General features: G+C 48.0%; 21 protein-coding genes and 1 other annotated feature. Of the genes, 9 read left to right on the forward strand and 12 right to left on the reverse strand.

The features are described from left to right. Positions 1 to 82: 82 nt before the first annotated feature. The 3 genes from ACRPK8_RS11980 to ACRPK8_RS11990 form a co-directional block, all read right to left on the reverse strand. Positions 83 to 1639 carry a solute symporter family protein gene (locus tag ACRPK8_RS11980; RefSeq protein WP_432238411.1) on the reverse strand — a complete coding sequence of 519 codons (1557 nt, stop codon included), beginning with the start codon at positions 1637 to 1639 and terminating at the stop codon, positions 83 to 85. Beyond that, positions 1636 to 1962 carry a DUF485 domain-containing protein gene (locus tag ACRPK8_RS11985; RefSeq protein WP_432238412.1) on the reverse strand — a complete coding sequence of 109 codons (327 nt, stop codon included), beginning with the start codon at positions 1960 to 1962 and terminating at the stop codon, positions 1636 to 1638. Before ACRPK8_RS11985 ends, ACRPK8_RS11980 begins: the two co-directional genes overlap by 4 nt. A gap of 485 nt (positions 1963 to 2447) precedes the next feature. Next, positions 2448 to 3092, reverse strand: coding sequence for a TVP38/TMEM64 family protein (locus ACRPK8_RS11990; protein WP_432238413.1), 645 nt, complete (start codon positions 3090 to 3092; stop codon positions 2448 to 2450). 238 nt (positions 3093 to 3330) lie between these two features. Between ACRPK8_RS11990 and ACRPK8_RS11995 the strand changes: the two genes are divergently transcribed. Then, positions 3331 to 4245, forward strand: a complete 915-nt coding sequence (locus ACRPK8_RS11995) for a rhodanese-related sulfurtransferase (protein WP_432238414.1) — start codon at positions 3331 to 3333, stop codon at positions 4243 to 4245. Positions 4246 to 4510: 265 nt separating this feature from the next. On the opposite strand, the gene ACRPK8_RS12000 is transcribed toward ACRPK8_RS11995, so the two are convergent. Further along, complete coding sequence (locus tag ACRPK8_RS12000) at positions 4511 to 5293, reverse strand: alpha/beta hydrolase (RefSeq protein ID WP_432238415.1); 783 nt, start codon at positions 5291 to 5293, stop codon at positions 4511 to 4513. A 15-nt stretch (positions 5294 to 5308) separates the two neighbouring features. Further along, positions 5309 to 6985, reverse strand: coding sequence for a GGDEF domain-containing protein (locus ACRPK8_RS12005; protein ID WP_432238416.1), 1677 nt, complete (start codon positions 6983 to 6985; stop codon positions 5309 to 5311). Positions 6986 to 7114: 129 nt separating this feature from the next. Continuing rightward, positions 7115 to 7333, forward strand: a binding site (T-box leader). Between the two features lie 60 nt (positions 7334 to 7393). On the opposite strand from ACRPK8_RS12005, the gene argS reads away from it, so the two are divergent. Together argS and ACRPK8_RS12015 are read left to right on the forward strand one after the other, a co-directional pair. Continuing rightward, positions 7394 to 9076: an arginine--tRNA ligase gene (argS, locus tag ACRPK8_RS12010; protein WP_432238417.1), complete on the forward strand. Its 1683-nt coding sequence runs from the start codon at positions 7394 to 7396 to the stop codon at positions 9074 to 9076. A gap of 30 nt (positions 9077 to 9106) precedes the next feature. Then, positions 9107 to 9712, forward strand: coding sequence for a hypothetical protein (locus tag ACRPK8_RS12015; protein ID WP_432238418.1), 606 nt, complete (start codon positions 9107 to 9109; stop codon positions 9710 to 9712). Between the two features lie 62 nt (positions 9713 to 9774). Here the strand turns inward: ACRPK8_RS12015 and ACRPK8_RS12020 are convergent, their stop codons facing one another. The 3 genes from ACRPK8_RS12020 to ACRPK8_RS12030 all read right to left on the reverse strand — a co-directional run bounded on the left by ACRPK8_RS12020 (position 9775) and on the right by ACRPK8_RS12030 (position 11827). Beyond that, on the reverse strand, positions 9775 to 10368 hold the full coding sequence (locus ACRPK8_RS12020; protein ID WP_432238419.1) for a metallophosphoesterase family protein: 594 nt from the start codon (positions 10366 to 10368) through the stop codon (positions 9775 to 9777). 75 nt (positions 10369 to 10443) lie between these two features. Continuing rightward, a complete protein-coding gene (locus tag ACRPK8_RS12025) occupies positions 10444 to 10857 on the reverse strand; it encodes a carboxymuconolactone decarboxylase family protein (protein ID WP_432238420.1) in 414 nt (137 codons plus the stop codon). A 91-nt stretch (positions 10858 to 10948) separates the two neighbouring features. Further along, entirely contained in the window at positions 10949 to 11827 is an 879-nt protein-coding gene (locus ACRPK8_RS12030; protein WP_432238421.1) for a LysR family transcriptional regulator, read from the reverse strand. Between the two features lie 121 nt (positions 11828 to 11948). On the opposite strand from ACRPK8_RS12030, the gene ACRPK8_RS12035 reads away from it, so the two are divergent. Continuing rightward, entirely contained in the window at positions 11949 to 12734 is a 786-nt protein-coding gene (locus ACRPK8_RS12035; RefSeq protein WP_238238135.1) for a 3-hydroxybutyrate dehydrogenase, read from the forward strand. Positions 12735 to 12843: 109 nt separating this feature from the next. Here ACRPK8_RS12035 and ACRPK8_RS12040 read toward each other — a convergent pair whose 3' ends face one another. Next, positions 12844 to 13338, reverse strand: coding sequence for a YajQ family cyclic di-GMP-binding protein (locus ACRPK8_RS12040; RefSeq protein ID WP_023469671.1), 495 nt, complete (start codon positions 13336 to 13338; stop codon positions 12844 to 12846). Positions 13339 to 13449: 111 nt separating this feature from the next. Between ACRPK8_RS12040 and pulA the strand changes: the two genes are divergently transcribed. Together pulA and ACRPK8_RS12050 are read left to right on the forward strand one after the other, a co-directional pair. Beyond that, the gene (pulA, locus tag ACRPK8_RS12045; RefSeq protein WP_432238422.1) at positions 13450 to 15456 is read left to right on the forward strand and encodes a type I pullulanase; all 2007 of its coding nucleotides are present in this window, start codon (positions 13450 to 13452) and stop codon (positions 15454 to 15456) included. Positions 15457 to 15639: 183 nt separating this feature from the next. After that, positions 15640 to 16122, forward strand: coding sequence for a hypothetical protein (locus ACRPK8_RS12050; protein ID WP_432238423.1), 483 nt, complete (start codon positions 15640 to 15642; stop codon positions 16120 to 16122). Positions 16123 to 16165: 43 nt separating this feature from the next. Here ACRPK8_RS12050 and ACRPK8_RS12055 read toward each other — a convergent pair whose 3' ends face one another. Further along, on the reverse strand, positions 16166 to 16339 hold the full coding sequence (locus ACRPK8_RS12055; RefSeq protein ID WP_432238424.1) for a YycC family protein: 174 nt from the start codon (positions 16337 to 16339) through the stop codon (positions 16166 to 16168). Between the two features lie 115 nt (positions 16340 to 16454). Between ACRPK8_RS12055 and ACRPK8_RS12060 the strand changes: the two genes are divergently transcribed. The 3 genes from ACRPK8_RS12060 to ACRPK8_RS12070 all read left to right on the forward strand — a co-directional run bounded on the left by ACRPK8_RS12060 (position 16455) and on the right by ACRPK8_RS12070 (position 20617). Next, a complete protein-coding gene (locus tag ACRPK8_RS12060; protein WP_432238425.1) occupies positions 16455 to 17249 on the forward strand; it encodes a hypothetical protein in 795 nt (264 codons plus the stop codon). A 69-nt stretch (positions 17250 to 17318) separates the two neighbouring features. Beyond that, the gene (locus ACRPK8_RS12065) at positions 17319 to 19409 is read left to right on the forward strand and encodes an MMPL family transporter (RefSeq protein WP_432238426.1); all 2091 of its coding nucleotides are present in this window, start codon (positions 17319 to 17321) and stop codon (positions 19407 to 19409) included. Positions 19410 to 19501: 92 nt separating this feature from the next. Next, complete coding sequence (locus ACRPK8_RS12070) at positions 19502 to 20617, forward strand: NADH-dependent flavin oxidoreductase (protein ID WP_432238427.1); 1116 nt, start codon at positions 19502 to 19504, stop codon at positions 20615 to 20617. Positions 20618 to 21019: 402 nt separating this feature from the next. Here ACRPK8_RS12070 and ACRPK8_RS12075 read toward each other — a convergent pair whose 3' ends face one another. Both ACRPK8_RS12075 and ACRPK8_RS12080 read right to left on the reverse strand, forming a co-directional pair. Then, positions 21020 to 21586, reverse strand: a complete 567-nt coding sequence (locus tag ACRPK8_RS12075; protein WP_432238428.1) for a 3'-5' exonuclease — start codon at positions 21584 to 21586, stop codon at positions 21020 to 21022. Between the two features lie 108 nt (positions 21587 to 21694). Then, the gene (locus tag ACRPK8_RS12080) at positions 21695 to 23083 is read right to left on the reverse strand and encodes an MATE family efflux transporter (RefSeq protein WP_432238429.1); all 1389 of its coding nucleotides are present in this window, start codon (positions 23081 to 23083) and stop codon (positions 21695 to 21697) included. Positions 23084 to 23206 lie beyond the last annotated feature (123 nt).

Consider the following 23206-nt stretch of genomic DNA (forward strand, 5'->3'; position numbering starts at 1 on the left):
TTCACTTAGTATGGCAATGAATGAGAAGAATGTAAAAGGGGACGGCTCCTTCAAGGGGGTTGAAGGAGCCGTTAAGGGGAACTTATTCTTTTGACGCGGCGACTTCCGTTGCTGCATCGATACCGGTATTGGCCTTAACTACGATACGTTCGAAGTTACCGGCAACTTCGTTCGATTTCGTCAACAACGTCCCGGCGATGGCTCCGAGGAAGCCAAGCGGGATGGAGACGATTCCTGGATTCGCCAGCGGGAAGAGGGCTTCCCCGACGAACAAGGCTGAACCGTCGACTGCCCAAAGATTGGGACTGAGTGCGACGAGAATCAGTGAAGAGAATAACCCGACGACCATACCTGTGACTGCTCCGCCAGTATTGAAACGGCGCCAGAAGATCGTCAAGAGAATGACTGGCAAGTTGGCACTTGCCGCGACAGCAAAGGCGAGCGAGACGAGGAACGCGACGTTCATCGTTTGAGCGAATAATGCCAGTACCATCGAAATCAAAGCAACAGCAATCGAGGCGAGTCGTGCTGCCGTCATCTGTTCTTTTTCGGTCGCTTGTCCTTTACGTAGAATATGACTATAGAAGTCATGAGCAAAGGCAGACGCGGCGGATAGGACAAGACCTGCCACGACGGCGAGAATCGTCGCAAAAGCGACCGCGGCGACGAACGCAAAGAGTAAATCGCCACCGAGTGCTCTCGCGAGCAGAGGGGCAGCCATGTTACCGGCAGCGTTAGCAGCGATGATATCTTCAGAACCGACGAAAGCGGCAGCACCGAAGCCGAGGAAAATCGTCAAGATATAAAAGACGCCGATGATCCAGGTCGCATACACGACGGATTGTCGAGCCGTCGGAGCATCTTTGACAGTAAAGAAACGAATCAAAATATGTGGTAATCCGGCTGTTCCGAGAACGAGCGCGAGATTCAGCGAAATCGTATCGAGTGGTAATTTGAACTTATTTCCGGGATTCAAGAACGCATCACCGAGTGGCGTAGCTTGTTTGACTTCCGCAAACATCTTGAAGATCGAAAAATCAAACTTTGCGAAGACCATGAATGAGATGACAGCCGTTCCTGCCATCAACAGGAGGGCTTTGATGATTTGGACCCATGATGTCGCGGTCATACCACCGAAGACGACGTAGACCGTCATCAAGATCCCGACGATGATGACACTCGTCGTGTAAGGAATACCTAATAACAGTTCAATCAAGGCACCCGCACCGACGAGTTGCGCAATCATGTAGAAAATCGAAATCGCGATTGAATTCATGGCAGCGACTCCGCGAACTTTTGATGCGTTAAAACGAGCAGCAATCATGTCCGCCATCGTATACTTCCCGAGGTTCCGAAGTGGTTCGGCAACGAGGTACAAGACGACGAGATAGGCAACGAGGAAACCGATCGAGTAGAAGAACCCATCGAAGCCGGCTAAGGCAATCATCCCGGCAATCCCGAGGAACGAGGCGGCTGACATATAGTCACCTGCGATCGCCATTCCGTTTTGTGCACCAGTGAGTCCACCGTCTGCTGTATAAAAATCATTAGCTGTTTTTGTTTTACGGGCAGCAAAGTATGTAATGACGAGCGTCAAACCGACGATCGCGGCAAATAAGGCAACGGCAGTATAATTCATTTCGACTCCTCCTTGATCTGTTCGACGAGTCGATCAAAGCTACGTGCTTTTTTGCTATACATCATGCAAAACGTCCATGTCATGATGAACTGGGCAAAAGCGAAAATCCATGCACCTGTAATATCACCGAGTACTGGCTGGTTCAAAAAGGTAAAGTAACTTGTCAAAATCGGAAGCGTGAAATAAAAAATAAGACAAAAACTGATAGCGGGAAGAATGAAACCATTCTTTTGACGGATCAGTTGTTGAAAAGTAGCACTTTCAACGATGGCTGAAGCGGACTGGGTCGTTTCGTTCTTCTGAACTTCGGACACTTGGTGCATGAGGACGCCTCCTTTATGGAATGAATGTAAATTCATTATAAGGATGTCGTTTCTGGAAAAGCTATCCTAATTTTTATGGTAAAAACACAAATATTATAGTGATATTGGTCTTACCAATTAATTGTAAGCGTTTTCAATATTGAACATTGTTTGAACGTTATTTTGGTAAAATTTATAGAGAAATAAAAGGTACAAAAGACCTACTGGAAGCAACGAGGAATCTGTATACATGAAAAAGAGGATGACTCAAAAAAGAATGACGCGTCTTTTCACGCCCTTTCCTCAGGCGAGACACAAGCCAGTTTTCCTGCTTTATTCAAGCAGGAAAACTGGCTTGTTCGTCTCTGACAGCGCAAAGATGCGCTTTTTCCTGTAGGAGTTGCGTGAAACGCGTCATTCTTTTTGTTATGAGGTAAGGATGGCAGCTCATCATTCTGCCACCCTTATCTTTGTAGAAACTGACTTTTGAGTCAGCCCCGAATGTATTATTCAGAAGGGCGCTCGATTTTATCTTCGATTTCACGCAAATGATCCGAACGCTTTGAGAGGGCGCGACGTTTTAACCATTCTTCCGTCCCGCGACTGATTCCCCAGATAGCGAGTAAGATCAAAAAGAGGAAAACAAGACGGATCGGACGTTCGAGGAACGTCGACCATTCCTTTCCGATCAGTGAGAAGATGATCACGACAATCAAACGACCAGCGCCAGCGGCAATCAAGTACGTCCGCAAGGATAGCTGAATCATGGCGGAGATGGACGTGATGATGAACGCAGGCATGAATGGAAGCGAGAAAAAGAATCCAAGTGAAATCGGACTCATGTGACGAACGCGTTCGATCCACTGTTGCGCAGTATGATGTTTTTCAAGCCACCGGGTGACCGGACGGCGGAATAAATATCGAATACAAGCGAAGACGACGAGTGATCCAAGCATGCTCCCGACCCAAGATACAAGAACACCCATACCAAAACCATAAGTCGCCGCATTGGCGGAAATGATCAGGACGAGTGGCAGGAAAGGAAACAAAGACTCAAGAAACGGGGCAATTAAACCGGTGGCAGCTCCTCCAGGTAAGTCTTGGAGAAAAAAAATCATCTGCTCAATCCAGTCACGAAGTGTGTGGAGCATTCGGAATCCTCCTTGCAAGATGTACTACTATTTTTTATTTTACCTCTTTCTGATTCAGAAAGGGAATGAAATTCCTTGAAAGTGAAACGATAAATGAAGATTGTGCATTTGAAATGGAGTTGGTATCATACTTAAATGGGTGCGTTTTGCAGGCGTTCCCAGCTAGTCAATAGCTAGACGCTTCGTTTGCCAACGTTCGTTTTACTGCAAAAAACTGACATGGGGGCTAATGAGGAATATGAAACCTTATCGCGTACTATTATTTTACAAGTATGTTCCGATTGAACATGCGGAACAACTGACGAAAGAGCATCTTGCTTACTGTAAGGAGCTCGGTATCAAAGGACGGATTTTGATTGCACCAGAAGGAATCAATGGCACACTCTCTGGAACGGTCGAACAGACGGATCAATACATGAAGGATTTGACGGCGGATCCAAGATTCGCGGACATCGAATTCAAAATCGATGAAGTCGAAGAGCACGCCTTCAAAAAGATATTTGTCCGTTACAAAAAAGAACTCGTCACATGGCGTTTTGAGGATGAATTCAACGTACCAGAAGAACACGCTGCGTATCTTGAACCAGCAGAGTGGAAAGAAATGATGAAACAAGAGGACGTCGTCATTCTCGATGTACGCAACAACTACGAATATGACCTCGGACACTTCAAGAATGCGGTAAAAGTTGATGTCAATGCGTCACGGGAATTCCCGGAGTGGCTGGACGAAAACGAGCATTTATTTGAAGGGAAAAAGGTTCTCACATATTGTACGGGTGGTGTGCGTTGTGAGAAATTCACGGCGTACTTCCGTAAACGGCAACAGAGTGATGATATCTTCCACTTAAAAGGCGGAGTCGTCATGTACGGAAAAGATGAGCAGACACAAGGAGAAGACTGGGAAGGCGAACTATACGTCTTTGATGAGCGTGTACAAGTGCCTGTCAATGCGGTCAACCCTTCTGTCGTCTCAGAATGTTACTACTGTGGAAAAGCGGAGACACGCTACGTTAATTGTGCAAACCCGGAATGTAATCGTCAGCACTTCTGCTGTGAAGAATGCGAACCAAAAGTCATGCGTTCGTGTTCCGATGAATGCCGGGAGCATCCGCGCAACCGTTATGAAAAAGAGCAACAAGAAGAATTAGTATAAGGCAATGCAAAAAGAGGTTGACTCAAAAAAGAATGACTCGTCTTTTCACGCCCTTTCCTCAGGCGAGACACAAGCCCGTTTTCCTGCTTCGTTCAAGCAGGAAAGCGGGTCTTGTTTGTCTCTGACAGCGCAAAAATGCGCTTTTTCCTGTAGGAGTGGCGTGTAATGAGTCATTCTTTTTTACGAGATAAGGGTGGCAGATCATCATTCTGCCACCCTTATCTTTGTAGCAACTGACTTTTGAGTCAGCCCCTTTTTTGTGCAATTAAGAAGAAGGAAATAAAAAGCGCAAAATATCGGGTAATCGTTTGGACCAAGCCGTCTCGTGATGAATCGCTTCCGGGATGACCGCATAACGACTATGGCGTAATTTCTGTTCGACTGCTCGCGCTAAGACATCATTCGTATGCAGATAATCCGTCTCGGTCATCGGACCACTCACTTCTTTTGTGCCGACATCCATATAACAACGGTGTTCAGCAGAAAGAGACGGACTGCGTTCAATGAATTCGAGAAGTGAGGAGAAGTTCGCCCATCCGGCAGTCGACAGGGCAGCAACGCGGGTGATGACTTCGGGATAAGCAAACAGACCGTAAAGCGAGATGACGCCACCCATCGAACTGCCGATCATCGTCGTATCATCCGGACGAGTCGCGTAGTTGGCATCGATATATGGCTTCAATTCACGGATGATCCAGTCCATATAGACTTTTCCATTTCCTCCGATCGATGTCCGGTGCGAGGGATAGGCAGTCCGCATCAATAAGGCTTCGTCACTCCAAGGGGCGTAATCATCGTATCGATCCATTCCGTCTTCCGGGCTGTCGATCGCAACGACCATCGCCGGAATCTGAGTCTGCTGTAGCGCAAGGTGGATCTCCCAACCTTTTCCGAACGAGGCGGTTTCTCCACTGAAGACGTTTTGTCCGTCGTGCATATAAATCACCGGTAACGCTTCAGAAGGATCCAGATGTGGCGGACGATGAATTCGAATCGTCCGGTGAGTTTGTGATGTCGGTAGCGTCATTTCAAGTTCCGTAATCGACAAGAGAGTCACGACCTTTCAAAGATTTGCGTAATGTGCGGTACAATTGCGTCCGTTATGTTTTCCGCCGACATAGAGTGCATGGTCGGCTTGACGGAGTGATTCTTCGAACGTTCGTTGATATCTTTCTTCCACTGTATCAATTCCGAGGCTGACGGTTAAGGACAGTCGGTGACCATCGACGAGGAAGGGACGATCCATGACGGCATGGCGGATCGTCTCGGCGATTTGGATAGCAGCCTCTTGACTACCATTTCGTAACAGAAGCACGAATTCCTCCCCGCCGTAACGAGCAGCAAAGACGTCATCATGTTGTAATTGGATTGCCTGAATCCGTCGACCGAGTTCACGAAGGACGAGATCGCCGACCTTATGACCGTACGTATCGTTGACGCGTTTAAAATGATCGATATCAAATAGGATCACAGAGAGCGGATAACAGTCAGCAGCAAACTCCTGCCGACCGTGTTCGTAAAAGGCACGACTATTCGGCAATTCGGTCAAGGCATCGGTCCGACTTTCCGTGTAGAGTTGAACCGTTTCACGAGAGCGTTCTAAGACGCGACAAAAGATACGGAGCAAACGAGATAATTCGTCGGCATTCGTCGCATCATAGGCGTCTGCGACTTGATGGAACAGGATGATCGAGACATCGACCTCTCCACTCGTAATCGAAGGAATCGCTAGCATCGAGTGACGATCGACAGGCAATCCGATTTGAATATCGTTGCCCCAGTCACAACGAAGACCATAGATGATCGGGGTATGCAAATCGTCGGCTGTCAAGGAATGAAACAGTGGTAACACGTCAATCGGTTGTTTCGTCCGAATGTTATAGATGACTTGTTTCCGCTGTTGTTGAATTGAGATCCAACCTTCAGAAAACGGCAACAGATGTGGTAAATCGAGGAGCAGTGAATCGATCGTCTCGCGTTCGAAGCGGGAAATCAACAAGTGTTCCTTCGCATCATCGAATCGCTTGGCATTATCGTTTGCTTCAAGGGAGTCACCACGCTCTTGCAACAGACGTTTGAACAAGAAAAGAATCAAGGCGGATACTGTAGCCGCGACGAGCGGACTTTCATCGTAGAACCAGATCCCGAGTAGAGCACTTAACATGCTGATCCCGTAGACGAGGGACTGCAACTTCACGAGACGTTGCCAATCGTATTTCAAGTAGAGGAAGCGATTGACGAACAGACATTGGAAGTAAGAGACAAGGAAGACGGTGATCAAAAAGCCGGTGAAGGGAATCAAAGCTTTTGTATACGTAAAGCTGGAACCGATTGGTCCGCCGAGCGCATAATACGCAAAGGCCGGAAGCGAGATGTAGACTAAATCGAACAAGGCATTGATCGGGTAGAGATAAACGAAACGTTTCCAACGAATCGCTTTTCGATGAGACATGAATTGAAAGACGAGAATCCCGACTTGGCTTAAAATCAAGGCGTACGTTAAACCGTAATTGAGGAATAAAAATAAGATGATGCCTTCTTGGAATGTATAGTAAATGCCACCACGACGAACATTATCGAACTGAAACAGGAGAACGAGTCCGAATAAATAAAGAGTGTTGATGATGGAGACAGAAGGATGGAAGGTTGGTGGATGAACGATGCCGATCACTAATAATGTCAAGGCGACGAGACCGAAGACGATCCAGCTCGTCCGGGCTACATGTTGGTAGTAGCGCATGAAACATCCCTCCCCCTGAGAAGTATCTTTTATTCCTATACCCGAATTGTGGAAATTTTGATAAGCCATTTACCAAAAAAATAAGGTTGAGAGAAAAGAAAGAATTGCGTATAATGTGAAAGATATCGAATACAGTCAATGATGAAGAGAGTAACGGTTGATATTCGTCAACTAGCGAATCAGGGAATGGTGGAAGCCTGAGGACGAACCGGTCGTGAAACGCACTTCTGAGACGCTGCCCGATTCCTGATGGAAAAGGCGTAGCCGGGGGAACCCCGTTATCCCCGAACAAGGTGGGTGTCGAAATGACACCAAGAAGAGTGGTACCGCGGTCATTCCGTCTCTTTGCGCGTGGCGCAAGGGGCGTTTTTTATTGCCAAAAAATCAGTGAAGCAGGAGGAAATAAAGATGAGTTATAAAGCGCAGTATGCAGAAGTATTACATCACGTCATGGAAGGTGCCTTATCGGTTGAACAAATCGAACAACTGATCGAGCAACCGAAACATGAAGATCATGGAGATCTGGCATTCCCATGTTTCATGCTCGCGAAAGCATTCCGTAAAGCACCGAACATGATTGCTTCGGAGCTCGCAGAAAAAATTGACACGCCGTTGTTCTCGAACGTTCAAGCTGTTGGTCCTTACATCAACGTCTTCTTGAACCGGGAAGTCGTCTCGCAAGAAATCGTCAACCAAGTCTTGACGGAGCAAGAGGCGTTCGGATCAAGTGAAGCGAATGGAAAAACGATCGTTACTGATTTTTCATCACCAAACATCGCGAAACCCTTCTCGATGGGTCACTTGCGTTCGACGGTCATCGGGAACGCGCTCAACCAAATCTCACGTAAAAAAGGTTACGACGTCGTTGGTGTCAACCACTTAGGGGACTGGGGAACACAGTTCGGGAAATTGATGGTGGCTTACACGATGTGGGGTGAGGAAGAGGCAGTTCGTGCAGAACCAATCAAGGAATTGTTGAAATTATACGTCCGGTTCCACGAAGAAGCGGAAACGAATCCAGCTCTTGAAGATGAAGGACGTCTCTGGTTCAAAAAACTCGAGCAAGGTGATGAGCAGGCGACGACGCTTTGGACGTGGTTCCGTGAAGTTTCACTCGTTGAGTTCAACCGTGTCTATGAGATGCTCGGTGTTAAATTCGACAGCTTGAACGGAGAAGCCTTCTACAACGATAAGATGCAACACGTCATCGATTTGCTCGAAGAAAAAGATCTCCTCGTCGAGTCAGAAGGGGCAATGGTCGTCGACCTCGAAGCAGAAGGTATGCCACCTGCCTTGATTAAAAAGAAAGATGGCGCGACGCTTTATGCGACACGTGACTTAGCAGCTGCCGTCTATCGTCTCGAAACGTACCGTTTTGAGCAAGCGTTCTACGTCGTTGGCGGTGAGCAAGCACTACACTTCAAGCAGTTATTCGCAGTCCTGAAGAAACTTGGATTTGAGAACGTCGACGGCATGCACCATGTGCCGTTCGGTCTGATCATGAAGGACGGAAAGAAAATGTCGACGCGTAAAGGTCGGATCGTCTTACTTGAAGAAGTACTACAAGAAGCGATCGACGTTGCGAAGCAAAACATCGCGGAAAAAAATCCGAACTTAGCGAATGCCGAAGCAACGGCTCGTCAAGTAGGTGTCGGCGCAGTCATCTTCCACGACTTGAAGAACGAACGGATGAACAACATCGAGTTCGATCTTGAGCAGATGTTGAAATTCGAAGGCGAAACAGGGCCGTATGTCCAGTACACGAATGCCCGTGCGCACTCGTTGCTCCGTAAAGGTGGCTATGATGGCACACCATTCGCTGGTAGTGCCGATGATCATGCATGGGGTGTCGTCTCGATGCTGAACCAATTCTCGACGGTCATCGATCGCGCGTTCACACGTCGTGAGCCGTCAATCATCAGCCGCTACGTCTTAGATCTTGCACAAAGCTTCAATAAATACTACGGACACGTCCGTGTTCTCGAAGATGACGCAGCAAAACAATCGCGTCTTGCACTCGTCAAGTCGGTTACGATCGTCTTGACAGAGGGTCTTCGTTTGCTCGGTGTCGGCGCTCCGGAAGAAATGTAAGACCAATCCACGAATAAGAAGAGGTAGATTATGAAGACTGAGACGAAAGAACGATTACAGCAAGCTGCTTCACAGATGAAGCAGGAGCCTTTGGCTGAAACGGTCGCCTTCATGGCTGATTTTCACGGGCAAGTCGCTGCTTGGTTACCGGGAGAGTCTGTCGATTTCGTTCACGATTTCGTGACGGCGCCGGAAGCCGATTTGATTGCGCCGATCGAAGGAGACGCATTACGGACGAAAGATAATTTTGAATTCTTCATGCGTAAGAAACAGACCCGAAAAAAACTAGGGGAACTGTTGACGCTTTGGAAGTCGGCACGTACGACAGAGACGTTGAGTCAAATCGATGCGATCGGATTGAAAAAATGGCTCGCTCGTAATGAATTCCGTTCGGAAGACAAACCGTGGGACTATTTGAACCGTCTGCACGTTCTGTTGTTCCTTGATTTGATGACGACGATCATCGACGATCATCGATTGACGAGTCTGCATGAACAACTGGTCGGTACGACACCAGTCCCGACGAGCTTCGTACGTCGTCAAGGGGATGTCCGTCAAGTCATCGAAACATTCGCGGAAGAGACGAACTTCACACAAGTGGATGTCGTCAAGGCATCGCTTGTCCGGTATCTCTGATCAATAAGATGCACGAACAAAAGCCGTCGAGCCCTGTGCCCGACGGCTTTTATCGTATCTTCTTAGTTCGCCTGATAGAACACGATCGATTGTTGCTCTGAATCGTAAAGACACCATTCTCGTTCGAATACGACGGGCCCGAGATTGACAGCATACCGTCCTCCTTTGATGGATAAAGTTTGACCTAGTGGGCTCGGTTTCGCGATGCCATTTCGAAACAAACCTCTGATATGACTATGACCAAAAAAGAGTAACGGTTCGCGTTGTTGTGACAGGTCGGGTAGAAAATCCCGCGACCAACTGAGTTGATCTCCATGAATCAATAACGCCCCCTCGATCCGTTGTTTTCGAGGGCAATCGCGTAATGCATCGATGACAGGAGAGAGATGTGGTGGAACGAGCGACAGGATCCGTTCTTCTTGATTACCAAGTAACGTCTTAAAATCAATCAGCTCTAAAAAAGCATCATCGAGCGTCACGACGAGGGAGAGCGATTCGAAAGAATAGCGCTTCGCTCGCTTTTTACCGACATGGCATTCATGAACATCACCGAGACAAAACAGATGCGCATCGGGAGCGAGCCGCCGTATGTCAGCTAGGACAGCCGCTGTGTCGGCTAATGAGCTATGAAGATCCGCAAAAAGGGCATAACGCATGATCGACCCCTCCTTTGTTAAGGAGATACCCGAAAATGCGTCATGCCCATCTTTTTCAATCAAGTCGTGCGTGTTTTATTCAGTTTCGACTGTGACGCCACGTTCTGCGAAGACGACTTTTGCGACTTCGAGTGCGTTCAAGACACGTGGGAATCCAGTGTAAGGAACAAGATGCATGATGGCTTCGACGATTTCGTTTCCTGTTAAACCAGCTGTCAATCCAGTATTGATGTGGAGAGCGAGCTGTGGTTCTGTACCTTGTGTGACGAGAGAAGCAATCGTGACGAGTGCGCGATCGCGATTGACGAGACCATCGCGGCTGTAAACTTCACCGTATGCGAAATCCGTGATCCACTCACCGACTGCTGGAGCGATATCTTTCAGGGATTCAGAGATTTTGTCATGTGTCGATTGTGCAGCGTTTGAGTCTGTGAATTCGCTGAGTTTTTTAACGCCGGTTTCGTGACGTGATTCAAAATGAGTTGCCATGGTAAAGGACTTCCTTTCTTTTTTAACGATGTTCTTATCGTAAAGGAAGAAATACCATGCTACAAATACATGGTTTTTATGAAAGGTATGCTTATTTGGAATACATCTCGCTGACGAATTGGATCCATTTCCGCGTCACGTACGATTGATAGCGACCGGTCGGGACGGCGATTCCTAAGTGCCACGGAACACGTGTTTCAAGCGGAATCGTTTTGACGCCACGAATCGAAAAGCGATCCGCGATCGAACGCGGCAGGACGGTCACGGCATTTCCTTCTGCGACCAGTAAACATAAGAAGTCCCACTGCGAGCTCACCCGCGACACGTTAGGCGTAAATCCGGCATCTTGGCAGGCGTTCAAGACGACATCGTGTAGTGAGAACGTTTCATTGAACAAGACGAACGGCATGTCGGCGACTTCCTCTAACGCAATCATCGACCGATCGGCGAGTGGGTGATCATTTGGTAAAAACAAATGCAATTCTTCTTCAATGAAGGGGTGCGTCGTTAAATGCTCATCCGAAGGCAGCACCGTTGCGATCAAATCGACTTCACCGGCGACGACCGCTTTTTCTAGCGCATGCCCACCGGCTTCGATTAATTCGATTTGAATCATCGGATACATCTCTTCGAAGCGACGCAGGAGACCCGGGAAAAACAGCGAACCGATCAGTGGGGGCACACCGAGCCGAATCGTTCCCTTCGTCAGATGCATGACATCATAAAGGTGGGAAGGCAGGTCAGATAACTGCCGCAGAATCTTTTCCCCTTCAATCAATAAGGTCTCACCGGCATCCGTCAGGACGATTTGTCGTTTGCTCCGGTCGAATAATTCCATCTCAAGTTCTTCTTCTAAGTGACGGACCATTTTACTAAGCGTCGGTTGCGTGACGTGGAGATGTTCAGCAGCACGAGTGAAGCTTTTGAAGCGTGCCACTTCCGTAAAGTATTCCAGTTGGCGGAAATCCATCAGTATTCTCCTATTCTTTTGAGTTATAGATGTCATAACAAGTATTCATTTTTATTATTCTTTCAATCAGCGTACAGTAAAGAGACCGAACACGTAAAGATAAAGAAAGAAGGAATCCATCATGATGAAACAACTCGAAGGAAAAGTTGCATTAATTACAGGAGCAGCAAGCGGAATCGGTCTTGAGATCGCTGAAGAATTCGCCCAAGAAGGTGCGAAGGTCGTTATCGTCGATCTTCAGGAAGAAGCTGCAAAACGCTCTGCTGAAACACTTCGTGAAAAAGGCTTCGATGCGTTTGCCGTCGCAGGTGACGTGACGAATGAAGAGGCAATCAAATCAAGTATCGATCAGACTGTCGCACACTACGGAACGATTGATATCGTCATCAACAATGCGGGTATGCAACACGTCTCACCAATCGAAGAGTTCTCGACTGAGAAATTCGACTTGCTTCAAAGCATCATGCTTCGTGCACCATTCCTTTATACAAAATATGTCTTCCCGATCATGAAAAAACAAGGCTCTGGACGAATCTTGAACATGTCATCGATCAACGGATTGATTGGTTTTGCAGGGAAAGCTGCTTATAACAGTGCGAAACACGGCGTCATCGGTTTAACGAAAGTCGCAGCATTAGAAGGAGCAACTTCAGGTATCACGGTCAACGCGATTTGCCCAGGATATGTCGATACACCACTCGTCCAAAACCAATTGTCTTCGCTCGCTGAAACACGGAATGTACCACTCGAACGTGTATTAGAAGAAGTCATCTACCCACTTGTCCCGCAACAACGTCTACTTCAAGTCAAAGAAATCGCGGATTACGCTATTTTCCTTGCAAGTGACAAAGCAGCAGGTGTCACGGGTCAAGCTGTCGTTCTCGATGGTGGCTACACAGCGCAATAAGCAACACTATAAATGAAGGGAGGTGCTTCTTGGATACGATCCAGAAAGCACCTCCCTTTTTTGTTTGATGGACTGAACAAGAACGTTCAGCCGATTTGACGCGAGTAGATTAACGGAAGTTAATGAATTGAACGTCGACCGATAACGGAAGCTCACGAACGATTTGCATGACTTGTTGCAAGTCGTCCCGTGATTTACCTGTAACGCGGATTTGATCATCTTGGATTTGTGTCTTCACTTTTAATTTCGATTCCTTGACGGCATTGTTGATTTTTTTCGCATCATCACGATCAATCCCGCTCTTAAGGATGACGCGTTGGCGAACCGTATTGCCAGCAGCCTGTTCGACTTTTTCGTACTGCAGGTTTTTGGTCGGAACCTCGCGTTTGATCAATTTTGCCGTTAAGACATCTTTGACTTGATCGAGTTTAAAATCGTCATCTGAGATCAGGATCAAATCCTCTTTTTCGAGCTTCATGTCGCTTTTTGACCCTTTGAAGTCGAAACGGTTCGTGATTTCCTTCAGTGCGATCTGGACCGCGTTCTTGACTTCCTCGATGTTGATTTGTGACACGATATCAAATGAATTATCTTTTGCTGCCATGTGAATCTCCCCTTTCATTCCACTCTCTATTTTAGAGAGGAATACCGGAAGCGTCCACTGCTTTGAAATTTTGTTATAATAAAAACCATGAAATGAAAGGGGTGCTTAGCTTTGAAACAAACAGCAGACGTGTTGACGCTCACACCGCAAGAACTAGATGAGCGATTTGCCTATAGTGGAAATGATTTAGGAGCGACCTTCACGGAAACGACGATTCACGTGCGCCTGTGGGCGCCGACGGCAGAGCGTGTCGTGATTCGTTTGTACCGGACGTTACGCGCACGAAAAGTCGAAGAGGTCGAGATGGTGGCAGGCGAACGGGGAACGTACGTCGTCGAACTCGATCGAGCGGCATATGAAGGTTATTTCTATACGTTTCAAGCGAGCATCGACGGAAAAAAAGTCGAGGCGGTCGATCCGTATGCGAAAGCCGTCGGCACGAACGGAAAGCGTGGTGCGTTGATTGATCCAACAAGTGTCACACCAGAGCGGTGGATTGAAGAACGTCCATTATTCCACTCTTCGCAAGACGCAGTCATTTATGAATTGCACGTACGCGATGCAACGAGTCATCCGGCTAGTGGTGTCGTCGCACGTGGCACATTTGCTGGACTAACGGAAGCGGGAACCCGGACGCCAAATGGTGGATTGACTGGACTTGATTATTTAGCAGATCTTGGTGTGACGCATGTTCAGTTACTACCGATTTATGATTTCGGCTCAGTCAATGAGACAGCGCCGAACAATCCGGATAACTATAACTGGGGGTATGATCCGGTGAACTACTTTGCGCCGGAAGGTTCGTATTCGTCGAATCCGGATGATCCACGAACGCGGATTCTTGAATTAAAACAATTGGTGCAGGCGTTACATGACCGCGGGATCCGTGTCATCATGGACGTCGTCTTCAATCATACGTATGATGCGGCAACGGTTCCGCTCGGTCAGTTCGTTCCTGGCTACTTCTATCGCCAGGAGGCGGATGGTAGCTTGTCAAACGGTAGTTTTTGTGGGAACGATACGGCATCTGAACGTCTGATGATGCGAAAATTCATTCTCGATTGTGTAACGTACTGGGCGAAAGAATACCATCTCGATGGCTTCCGCTTCGATTTGATGGGGCTTCATGATGTTGAGACGATGAATCAGGTGCGTCATGCGCTTGACCGGATTGATCCGTCAATTCTAATCATCGGTGAGGGCTGGGATCTCGATACGCCACTTGATCCGGAAGAAAAAGCGAATTACTTCAATGCACCGAAAATGCCAGGAATCGGCCATTTTAATAACGGCTTACGGGACGGCGTCAAAGGTGACGTCCAAACACCGGAAGATCGCGGTTTCATCAGTGGTGCGTTCGACCGGACAAGTGAAGTCAAACGAGGAATCGCCGGCAATGTCTCTTCCCAAGGTTTCGCTGATGAGCCGAATCAGGTCGTTTCGTACGTGGAAGCGCATGACGATTTGACGATTTGGGATAAGTTATCGGTTTCTCGCCCGGATGATACGGAAGAGATGCGTCGGAAACGGCAAATGCTCGCGAATGCGATCATCCTGACGGGACAAGGCATTCCCTTCCTTCATGCAGGTCAGGAGTTCTTCCGGACAAAAGACGGGATTCGAGACAGCTTTAATGCAGGAGAAATCGTCAACCGGCTCGACTATGAGCAGGCGGAAACAGAGCGACCGGCAGTCGAGTATGTGAAAGGATTGATTGCTCTGCGTCGTCAATATCCGATGTTCCGACTCGCAAACGCGGCGATGATTAAAAAACATCTGCGCTTCCTTGAAGAAGGGGAAGGTGTCATTGCCTTTGAACTGAAGCGGACGTACGAAGGGTATGTCGAGCGGCAGCGCGTTTATCACAATGCGACGGAAGAAGACATCACGATTGAGTTACCAAACGGAGAATTCGAGGTGCTCGTTGAATCGGGAACGGTCAAAATGCATGCCCCGCGCTTACACGAGGAAAAGCAATTGGTCGTCCCAGCACTGACGACGACTGTCATTGCGGAGCGTAAGGCGGACTATAAAAAATATGCTGTTGCTGGTGGTGCCGCATTGACGATCATCGGTCTCCTATACGCAGCAAATAAACGGCGTAAGAAAACGGATTAAGCCGGTGAAGGACGGAGTGAACAAGCTTCGTCCTTTTTTGATGTCCAAATGACAGTTTGATTGCGACCCGTCACGAAATTGACTTGAAAAAATCGATTAAACATTGTTTGAAGAGACATGTTTCGGGAAAATCTTCTAAGTAATATATGAGATATTGTTTTTTGAATGAGAGGGTGTCGAAAGATGTTTGGCTTCGGTGACTTATGGAAATTCTTCTTATCGTTCTTTTTGCTTTTACCAATCGTGACATTGATTCACGAGATGGGGCATTATTTCTTTGCCCGCTTGTTCGGGGGAAATATGGAGATTAATATCGGATCCGGCAGGTCGCTGCTTCGCGTCGGCCCGATTCGGCTGAATCGTGTCTATTTTTGGGATGGCTGGTGCCAGTATGAGGCACTGCGTCATGAGACGAAATTCGCTAATATTCTTGTCTATGCCGGTGGTTCGATCGCTAATTTAACCAGTATTTTAATCATCAACGGACTGATTTATGCCGGTGTATTCGAGGCATCCATCTTTACGTATCAGTTTGCGTACTTCTCTTTTTATTTTGTCTTTTTCTCACTCTTCCCAATTGATCATCCAAACGGTTATCCGAGTGACGGCAAGGCGATCATCAACGTTTTCCGGTACGGTAAATCAGACTATCATCCCCAGTCATAAAGTAGCAAGAGACCTCCTTCCATTCGGAAGCGAGGTCTCTTGCTCAGGATTCAGATTCGCCGGACGGATCGGATTCTGTTTTTGCCTGTTCCTGTTCAAGTTCGACGAGCTTTTGAATCAGGATATGACGCGGCATATGCATCAATTGTTCAAGTGGTACGTTCAGACGTTTTGAGAGTTCAACAGCCGTCTCTGCTGACAGTTGTAAAGGTTTCATGACATTCGTCCTCCTTTTTCCATGAGCTTAGTATAACAGGAGGTGTAAGTCGAGCGCATCAATAGTAGCGAGAAAACGAGAAGGTTGATACCGTATGAAGTAGGAAGTGATGCATATGTATAAACCTGCTGCAGAGCTGTTACTCCATGAATCCGTCTCATTGTTCGATCGAATCGGGGAGGATTTGCTTCTTTTTCGGGATCGCCACGGATTTATGAAATGTGATGCGGATTTAAGACCACTATGGGAAACAGCATGTGCGTATGTTCCATTCTCTTGGTATATCGAACCAGGCGGTGGACGCTTGTTCATCGTATTTGAAGAATCAGCGTATTTTGGTTTACTGGACTTAAAGCAAGGGCATTTGGATTATATCAAGCGACCTGCTGCTTTTTCCGAAGCATGGTTCAGTAATTTGTTTTTGTGGCAAGAAGATGAAATTTTCCTGTATGCGGCGGAAACAGATGTCGTGTGTATAAACGTGCATACTGAAGACTGGCGGTACTCTGATTATGAAGAGGCACCACTATTCGGTCGATTGATTGAACGTGGATATGATACACGGTTGACGTTCGAGCGATTCATCGCACCTGATACAATCATCTCCTATGATGATCAGAAAACCCGCTACGTCGTGTGGGATGCACGAACTGAACAAGAGTCCGTCATTCCGTTTGCAGATTACGCCGAATATTCACTTGTGGATCACCGGCAACAGTTGTTTTCGATCACTGATTCCTCCCGTTTTTATTTATACGAGAAGAATCAGCTGAAGTATAAATTCGAGGGATGTCATTCCTCTGTTCTGCTCAAGAGTATCTTACTTGACGAAAATGCGCAGCGACTCGCCATCGTCTCGACGTCTGCGACATTCGGCAACACGTGGGTTCAAATTTTTCAAAAGACGTAATGAAACATCCTTTTCGCTTTTCGGCAGGAAGGATGTTTTTTGTACGTTTATACAGAAAGGGGACACGTCATGAAACGGCTCGGTCATCTGATCAGTACGTACTTTCGGATAGTTTTACTGATTTGGGGCATACTCCTCCTCACACTCGGCTATTTCGCGTATCAATTGCCGGATCGACTGGAGGGGAACGGTTTTACGCGTGAAGGGGATTTCCAACACGTCGAGAAAGTGTTGGATCAGGATTTTGGTCAGGATCCGCATACGATCATCGTCCTGTTCGAAAATCAGGATGATCTGAGAGGGACGATGCAGGAGCATGCCGCACGGTTCAGGGAAATCAAGGGTGTCGGTCGTGTAACGGGACCCGGTGAAAATCCGCAAGCGATTCGCGGTGATAAGGGGTACGTAACAGTCGGTGTCCCGACTCTTGATGCAAAGTGGGCAGCCGCGGTTACCCGTCAACTGGGCGATACCGGAACGATCCGACTGACCGGTGAACCGGTTGTTGTTGATGATTTAAATACAGCCTCAAAGAATGATCTGATCCGAGCCGAGTTGATTGGTATTCCGGCGGCGTTGATCGTCTTATTGTTGGTCTTCGGTACACCCGTTGCCGCAATTTTGCCTTTGATCATGGGACTCGTCACTTTTGTCTTTGGCGCCGGTGTGCTTTATTTTGTAGCGGGGCAACAAGAGTTATCGATTTTTGTCTTGAATGCCGTTGCAATGATTTCACTCGCCTTAGGTATTGATTTTTCTTTATTATATGTCAACCGGTTCCGGGAAGAACGTCAGGAGGGACAAGATATTCGGAAGGCGGCGATCCGTTCGGTCGAGACGGCAGGACGTTCGATTTTGTTTTCCGGAATCTGTGTATTCGTCGGACTTGCCGGATTGTTATTGATTGATGTCGACGTCTTCCGAGCTGTCGCGATCGGGACGCTCGTTTCGGTGCTCGGAGCAGTCATTAGTGCGTTGACATTGTTGCCGGCATTGTTGATCGTCTTCGGGAAGGTGCTAGAAAAAGGACGGCTCTTCCGACAACAAGTCGGTCGGGGGGAAGACCGTTGGAGAAGTCTCGCTCGTTTCGTCATGAAACGTCCGGTCGCAGTGACGATTTTGTCCTTATTGCTGTTGTTACCTTGTTTATTGCCGTTACGTGATTTGACGTTGAACATTCCGCAAGCGACCGCTTTACCGGAATCGTATCCATCGCGTCTCGCCTTTGAGTCATGGGAAAAAACATTCGGAAACGATGGAACGGACGCCGTTCTCATCTTATCTGCTGATGCTTCCTCAGAGGTGGGACGCGAAAAAATCGAAGACGTGACGATTCGACTCGAGTCGGATCCCGATGTGCGTTCCGTCGTATCCGCCGCAACGATTTCCGAACAGCAGCAGATTCCGCTCGAACAGTTACTCGCTGTTCCGGCTGGCCGCGATGCACTGAAGCCGTTTCTGTCGGAGAACGACCAAGCACGGATCGACGTTAATTTAAAAGGGGACCCAGGGGACGATGCCTCACAGGACTGGGTACGAAACATGCAGGCGGACGGTTTTCTTGTCGGGGGACCGGCAGCCTTCAATCAGGAAATTTATGATGCCATTGAATCGAAACTCCCACTGGCAGTCGGCGTCGTCGTCCTAGCAACATTCATCATCCTGCTGATTGCGTTCCGGTCGATCTTGATTCCGATCAAGGCGATTCTGATGAATTTGCTCAGTCTAGGAGCGACGTTCGGGTTACTCGTCATCTTGTTTGAGTCCGGCGCAATTCTTCCGCAGGAGACGATCGGCATTCTGACACCGGTCTTCATCTTCTCACTCGTCTTCGGTTTATCGATGGATTATGAAGTGTTCCTCGTCTCGCGAATGGAAGAATATTATGACGAGACGGGCGATAACGATTATGCGACCGAGATGGGACTGGCGAAGACGAGTAAAATCATTACGTCCGCTGCCTTAATCATGATCGTCGTCACCGGCGCGTTCGCTTTTACGGGCGTCAGTCCGATCAAACAGCTTGGTGTCGGTATTGCACTTGCGATTTTCATTGATGCCACAATCGTCCGGATGTTGCTCGTTCCGGCATTGATGAAGCTGTTTGGTCACTGGAACTGGTGGTGGCCGGGTGGGCGTCGTAAAGGCATCCGCAAGTGACACATCGCGTAAGCACATCAGTAGCTATTCAAAGGAAGACGAGCGTATACTGTCGATATTCAATTCAAGAAATTAGAGGAGGCACTTCACTCATGGCAACTCAAGCAATGTTTGAACCATTTACATTACCAAACGGTGTGACGCTGAAAAACCGCGTCTTGATGGCACCGATGACGAACTATGCAGCACAAGAGAACGGCGAAGTATCGGATGCGGAACTCGCATACTATGCAGAACGTTCAGGCGGCGTCAGTGCGGTCATCACAGCGTGTGCGAACGTCACAGCAGACGGTCAAGGATTCCCGAATGAATTCGGCGCGCACCGCGATGATCTCATTCCGAGTCTAGAGCGACTTGCAAAAACGATTCAAGATAAAGGCGCAAAAGCGATCTTACAAATCTTCCATGCCGGTCGTATGGCACCACCGGAACTCGTTGGTGGACAAACCGTCAGTGCAAGTGCTGTCGCACCTGTACGCGAAGGGGCAATGACTCCTCGTGCGTTAGAGGCAGAAGAAGTCGAAGCAATCATCGAAGCATTCGGTCAAGCGACACGTCGTGCGATGAAAGCTGGATTTGATGGTGTTGAGATTCATGGTGCGAACACGTACTTGATTCAACAATTCTTCTCACCACATTCAAACCGTCGCGAAGACAAATGGGGCGGTAGCTTAGAAAAACGTCTTGCGTTCCCACTAGCGGTCGTGGATGCAGTCGAGGCTGTCGCGAAACAGGATCCTTCATTCATCGTCGGATACCGCTTCTCTCCAGAAGAGATCGAAAATCCAGGAATTACACTCGATGATACGATGCGTCTCGTCGATGAACTGGCGAAAAAAGACCTCGATTACTTGCACGTCTCAGTAATGGACTTCTTCGCAGGTTCGATTCGTGATGAAAATGAAAAAACTTCACCAATTACACTCGTTCAAGAGCGTGTTGGCGAACAAGTACCGGTCATCGGTGTCGGGTCACTTCACACAGCGGACGAAGTCGAACAAGGTTTGACGGTCGTGCCGATGATTGCCCTCGGTCGTGAACTGATCATGGAACCGAAGTGGGTTGAAAAAGTCGAAGCGGGTGACCTTGCGTCAATCCGGACCGAACTTGACCCGGAAGCACAAGCCGAACTCGTCGTTCCGGATGCTTTATGGGCAGGGATCACAAGTCGTCCAGGCTGGTTCCCGATTAAACAAACAAGCAAATAATGGAATACTATAAAAAGCACTCTAGATCTCGTGTCTAGAGTGCTTTGAGACTGAAGGTAAAGTGCAATTCTTCTCTAACGAGAAGGATTGCGCTTTTTTGTTCGTCTCGCATCGTTTTCCTGGGACAAGCATCGCGTCGCTGCAGGATCGCTCTTGCTTGTTTTTCCCTAGGAAGCGATGTCGGTGAACAAAACGCTTCTCTGATCCTTCGGTATAAAAAAATGACGCGTCACACGCCACTCCTACAGGGAAAAGCGCATTTATGCGCTGTCAGAGACAAACGAGACCCGTTTCCTGCTCGAATAGAGCGGGAAAACTGGCTTGTGTCTCGCCTGAGGAAAGGGCGTGAAAAGACGCGTCATTTTTTGGAGTCATCCCTGTTGTCTACAATTTTTTTGTTTATTAATAGGCAACCTGTCCCATCCGAACGCCACAAAACGTATGCAAGGTGACCGGATCCTGTAGATTCGTTCGTTCCAACATATCGTTTAAGAGCAAGGCACAGACGTAGGCATCCTCTTTTGCATCATGGTGCTGGAAAGAGACGTTGAGGAATTCTGCCATCGTATTCAATCGATGGTTCGGCAACCACGGATACAGTTTGCGGGATAATTTGACCGTGCAACCGTACGTGAAAGCGGGCATCTGGTACATATCGTATTTTTGAATCGCTTTTTGGAGCGCCCCCATATCAAATGATGCATTGTGGGCAACGACCAGTTGAGCACCTGCGATTAAATCGTATAAGCCATGTGCTTCCATCGCTTCAGGTAACGTCGGTGCATCAATGACATCGTTCGGACGAATTCCATGGACCCGGATGTTTCCGGCATCAAAATTTTCTTCCGGATTGATTAAGACCTGTTTGCTCTCCGTGACGCGACCGTTGGAGAGGACGGACCAACCAAACGCACAAATGCTTCGGCTATTCCGATTTGCCGTTTCAAAGTCAATCGCTAATGTATACATCAAGCAGGCTCCTTCCTGTTATTCACTAGTAACAGAATACATGTTCGCATTCTAGAAGTCCATCAAAAAAGACCATCTGCAAGGCAGATGATCTAATATCTATTCCAGTCACTTCGCGGTGGCGACTTTTTGTTCCTCTGCGACGTATTCCTCCGGTTTAAATAACAGAACGCGATCTTTATAGGCGAAGACAAGGGCCGTCAAAACAGCCATCGCATCAGCAATCGGGAAAGCGAACCAAACGCCGTCGACACCGAAGAACAACGGTAAGATCAGGACGAGTGGAATCGTATACAACGTTTGCCGTGATAAGGACAGGAACAAAGCGACTTTTGCTTTTGCCAGCGATTGGTACATCCCGTTGATGATCATTTGAATCCCGTAGACGAATGATAAAGCGAATAAGATGCGCATCGCACTCGAGCCTTCCTGCAGCAGTGTTGCTTCTTCCGTGAACAAGCCGACCCAAAAACGGGGGAAGAGTTGAATCAGTAACCACAAACTGATCGATAACGATAAGCCGTAACGGATTGCGAGCTTAATGGCAAGCGACATCCGGCTAAATTGCTGAGAACCAAAATTATATCCAACGATCGGTTGCATCCCTTGCACGATTCCCATGATTGGCATACCGACGAGCGCCATGAACTTATTGATGACCGCAAATGTCGCAAGTTCCGTCGTACCACCATACCGGACGAGCATATGGTTAACGGTGATGAACAAAATCGATTGGGAAACCTGCATGATGAACGACGATGATCCGATTTGCATCATCCGAAACGTTAACCGGAAATCGGGTTTGAAGGCATGTCGATCGAGTGTTAACCCCGTTTGCCGACGTTTCGTAAAAAAGAAGCGGAAAACGAGCAGAGCACCGACGATTTGCGCAACGACCGTCCCGAGTGCGGCTCCTTGAATACCCCAGTCGAAACCGAAGATGAATAAAGGTGTCAGGACGATGTTGATGGCGACCGTCGTCAGCATGACACGCATCTGATAGTTCGCTCGTCCTTCTGCACGTAACATGGCACTCGACGCCATCGTCAACATGAAGAAGGGAGAACCGAGTAATAAGACACGTAAGAAAGCGATACTGTACGGCATGATTTCATCCGTCGCTCCAAAGAGACGAAGCAATGGTTCGACGAAGATGAAAGCGCTGATGATGGCGAGCATACTGATAAAAAAGACAGCCATCAAGACGTTGGCATAAGCGCGACTGGCACCGTCCGTCTGTTTTTGACCGAGCCGTTGCGACGCGATGGCGGCTCCTCCGATCCCGATTGAATTGGCGATCGCCATCAGGACGAGTTGGACCGGGAAGGCAATTCCGACAGCAGCGACGGCAGCCGTACCGATGCCTTGGGCGACGAATATCGTATCGACGATATTGTAAAGTGCCGTCACGAGCATCCCGACCATCGCCGGTAGGGAGAGACTAAGCAAGAGTTGATTGACAGGTGCTTCACCCAGGCGGGCAGTGTTTTTATTCATGGAAGGAGAGCCTCCTTTTTTAGACAAGTGGTAAGTAGGGTTTTACTCAGAGTAGTCGCTTCTTTGGCGAGATGCAAGAAATCGCTCTAGTCAATGTGTTCGTTCCATGAAAAAAGGATGCGC

Origin of the sequence: Exiguobacterium sp. TDN 0502, assembly GCF_050846835.1 — a bacterium.
Taxonomy (GTDB): Bacteria; Bacillota; Bacilli; order Exiguobacteriales; family Exiguobacteriaceae; genus Exiguobacterium_A.

Coding starts and splice junctions, on each gene's coding strand:
- ACRPK8_RS11980 (WP_432238411.1), bottom strand. CDS start 1,639: ATGAATTATACTGCCGTTGCCTTATTTGCCGCGATCGTCGGTTTGACG.
- ACRPK8_RS11985 (WP_432238412.1), bottom strand. CDS start 1,962: ATGCACCAAGTGTCCGAAGTTCAGAAGAACGAAACGACCCAGTCCGCT.
- ACRPK8_RS11990 (WP_432238413.1), bottom strand. CDS start 3,092: ATGCTCCACACACTTCGTGACTGGATTGAGCAGATGATTTTTTTTCTC.
- ACRPK8_RS11995 (WP_432238414.1), top strand. CDS start 3,331: ATGAAACCTTATCGCGTACTATTATTTTACAAGTATGTTCCGATTGAA.
- ACRPK8_RS12005 (WP_432238416.1), bottom strand. CDS start 6,985: ATGCGCTACTACCAACATGTAGCCCGGACGAGCTGGATCGTCTTCGGT.
- argS (WP_432238417.1), top strand. CDS start 7,394: ATGAGTTATAAAGCGCAGTATGCAGAAGTATTACATCACGTCATGGAA.
- ACRPK8_RS12015 (WP_432238418.1), top strand. CDS start 9,107: ATGAAGACTGAGACGAAAGAACGATTACAGCAAGCTGCTTCACAGATG.
- ACRPK8_RS12020 (WP_432238419.1), bottom strand. CDS start 10,368: ATGCGTTATGCCCTTTTTGCGGATCTTCATAGCTCATTAGCCGACACA.
- ACRPK8_RS12025 (WP_432238420.1), bottom strand. CDS start 10,857: ATGGCAACTCATTTTGAATCACGTCACGAAACCGGCGTTAAAAAACTC.
- ACRPK8_RS12030 (WP_432238421.1), bottom strand. CDS start 11,827: ATGGATTTCCGCCAACTGGAATACTTTACGGAAGTGGCACGCTTCAAA.
- ACRPK8_RS12035 (WP_238238135.1), top strand. CDS start 11,949: ATGATGAAACAACTCGAAGGAAAAGTTGCATTAATTACAGGAGCAGCA.
- ACRPK8_RS12040 (WP_023469671.1), bottom strand. CDS start 13,338: ATGGCAGCAAAAGATAATTCATTTGATATCGTGTCACAAATCAACATC.
- ACRPK8_RS12050 (WP_432238423.1), top strand. CDS start 15,640: ATGTTTGGCTTCGGTGACTTATGGAAATTCTTCTTATCGTTCTTTTTG.
- ACRPK8_RS12055 (WP_432238424.1), bottom strand. CDS start 16,339: ATGAAACCTTTACAACTGTCAGCAGAGACGGCTGTTGAACTCTCAAAA.
- ACRPK8_RS12060 (WP_432238425.1), top strand. CDS start 16,455: ATGTATAAACCTGCTGCAGAGCTGTTACTCCATGAATCCGTCTCATTG.
- ACRPK8_RS12065 (WP_432238426.1), top strand. CDS start 17,319: ATGAAACGGCTCGGTCATCTGATCAGTACGTACTTTCGGATAGTTTTA.
- ACRPK8_RS12070 (WP_432238427.1), top strand. CDS start 19,502: ATGGCAACTCAAGCAATGTTTGAACCATTTACATTACCAAACGGTGTG.
- ACRPK8_RS12075 (WP_432238428.1), bottom strand. CDS start 21,586: ATGTATACATTAGCGATTGACTTTGAAACGGCAAATCGGAATAGCCGA.
- ACRPK8_RS12080 (WP_432238429.1), bottom strand. CDS start 23,083: ATGAATAAAAACACTGCCCGCCTGGGTGAAGCACCTGTCAATCAACTC.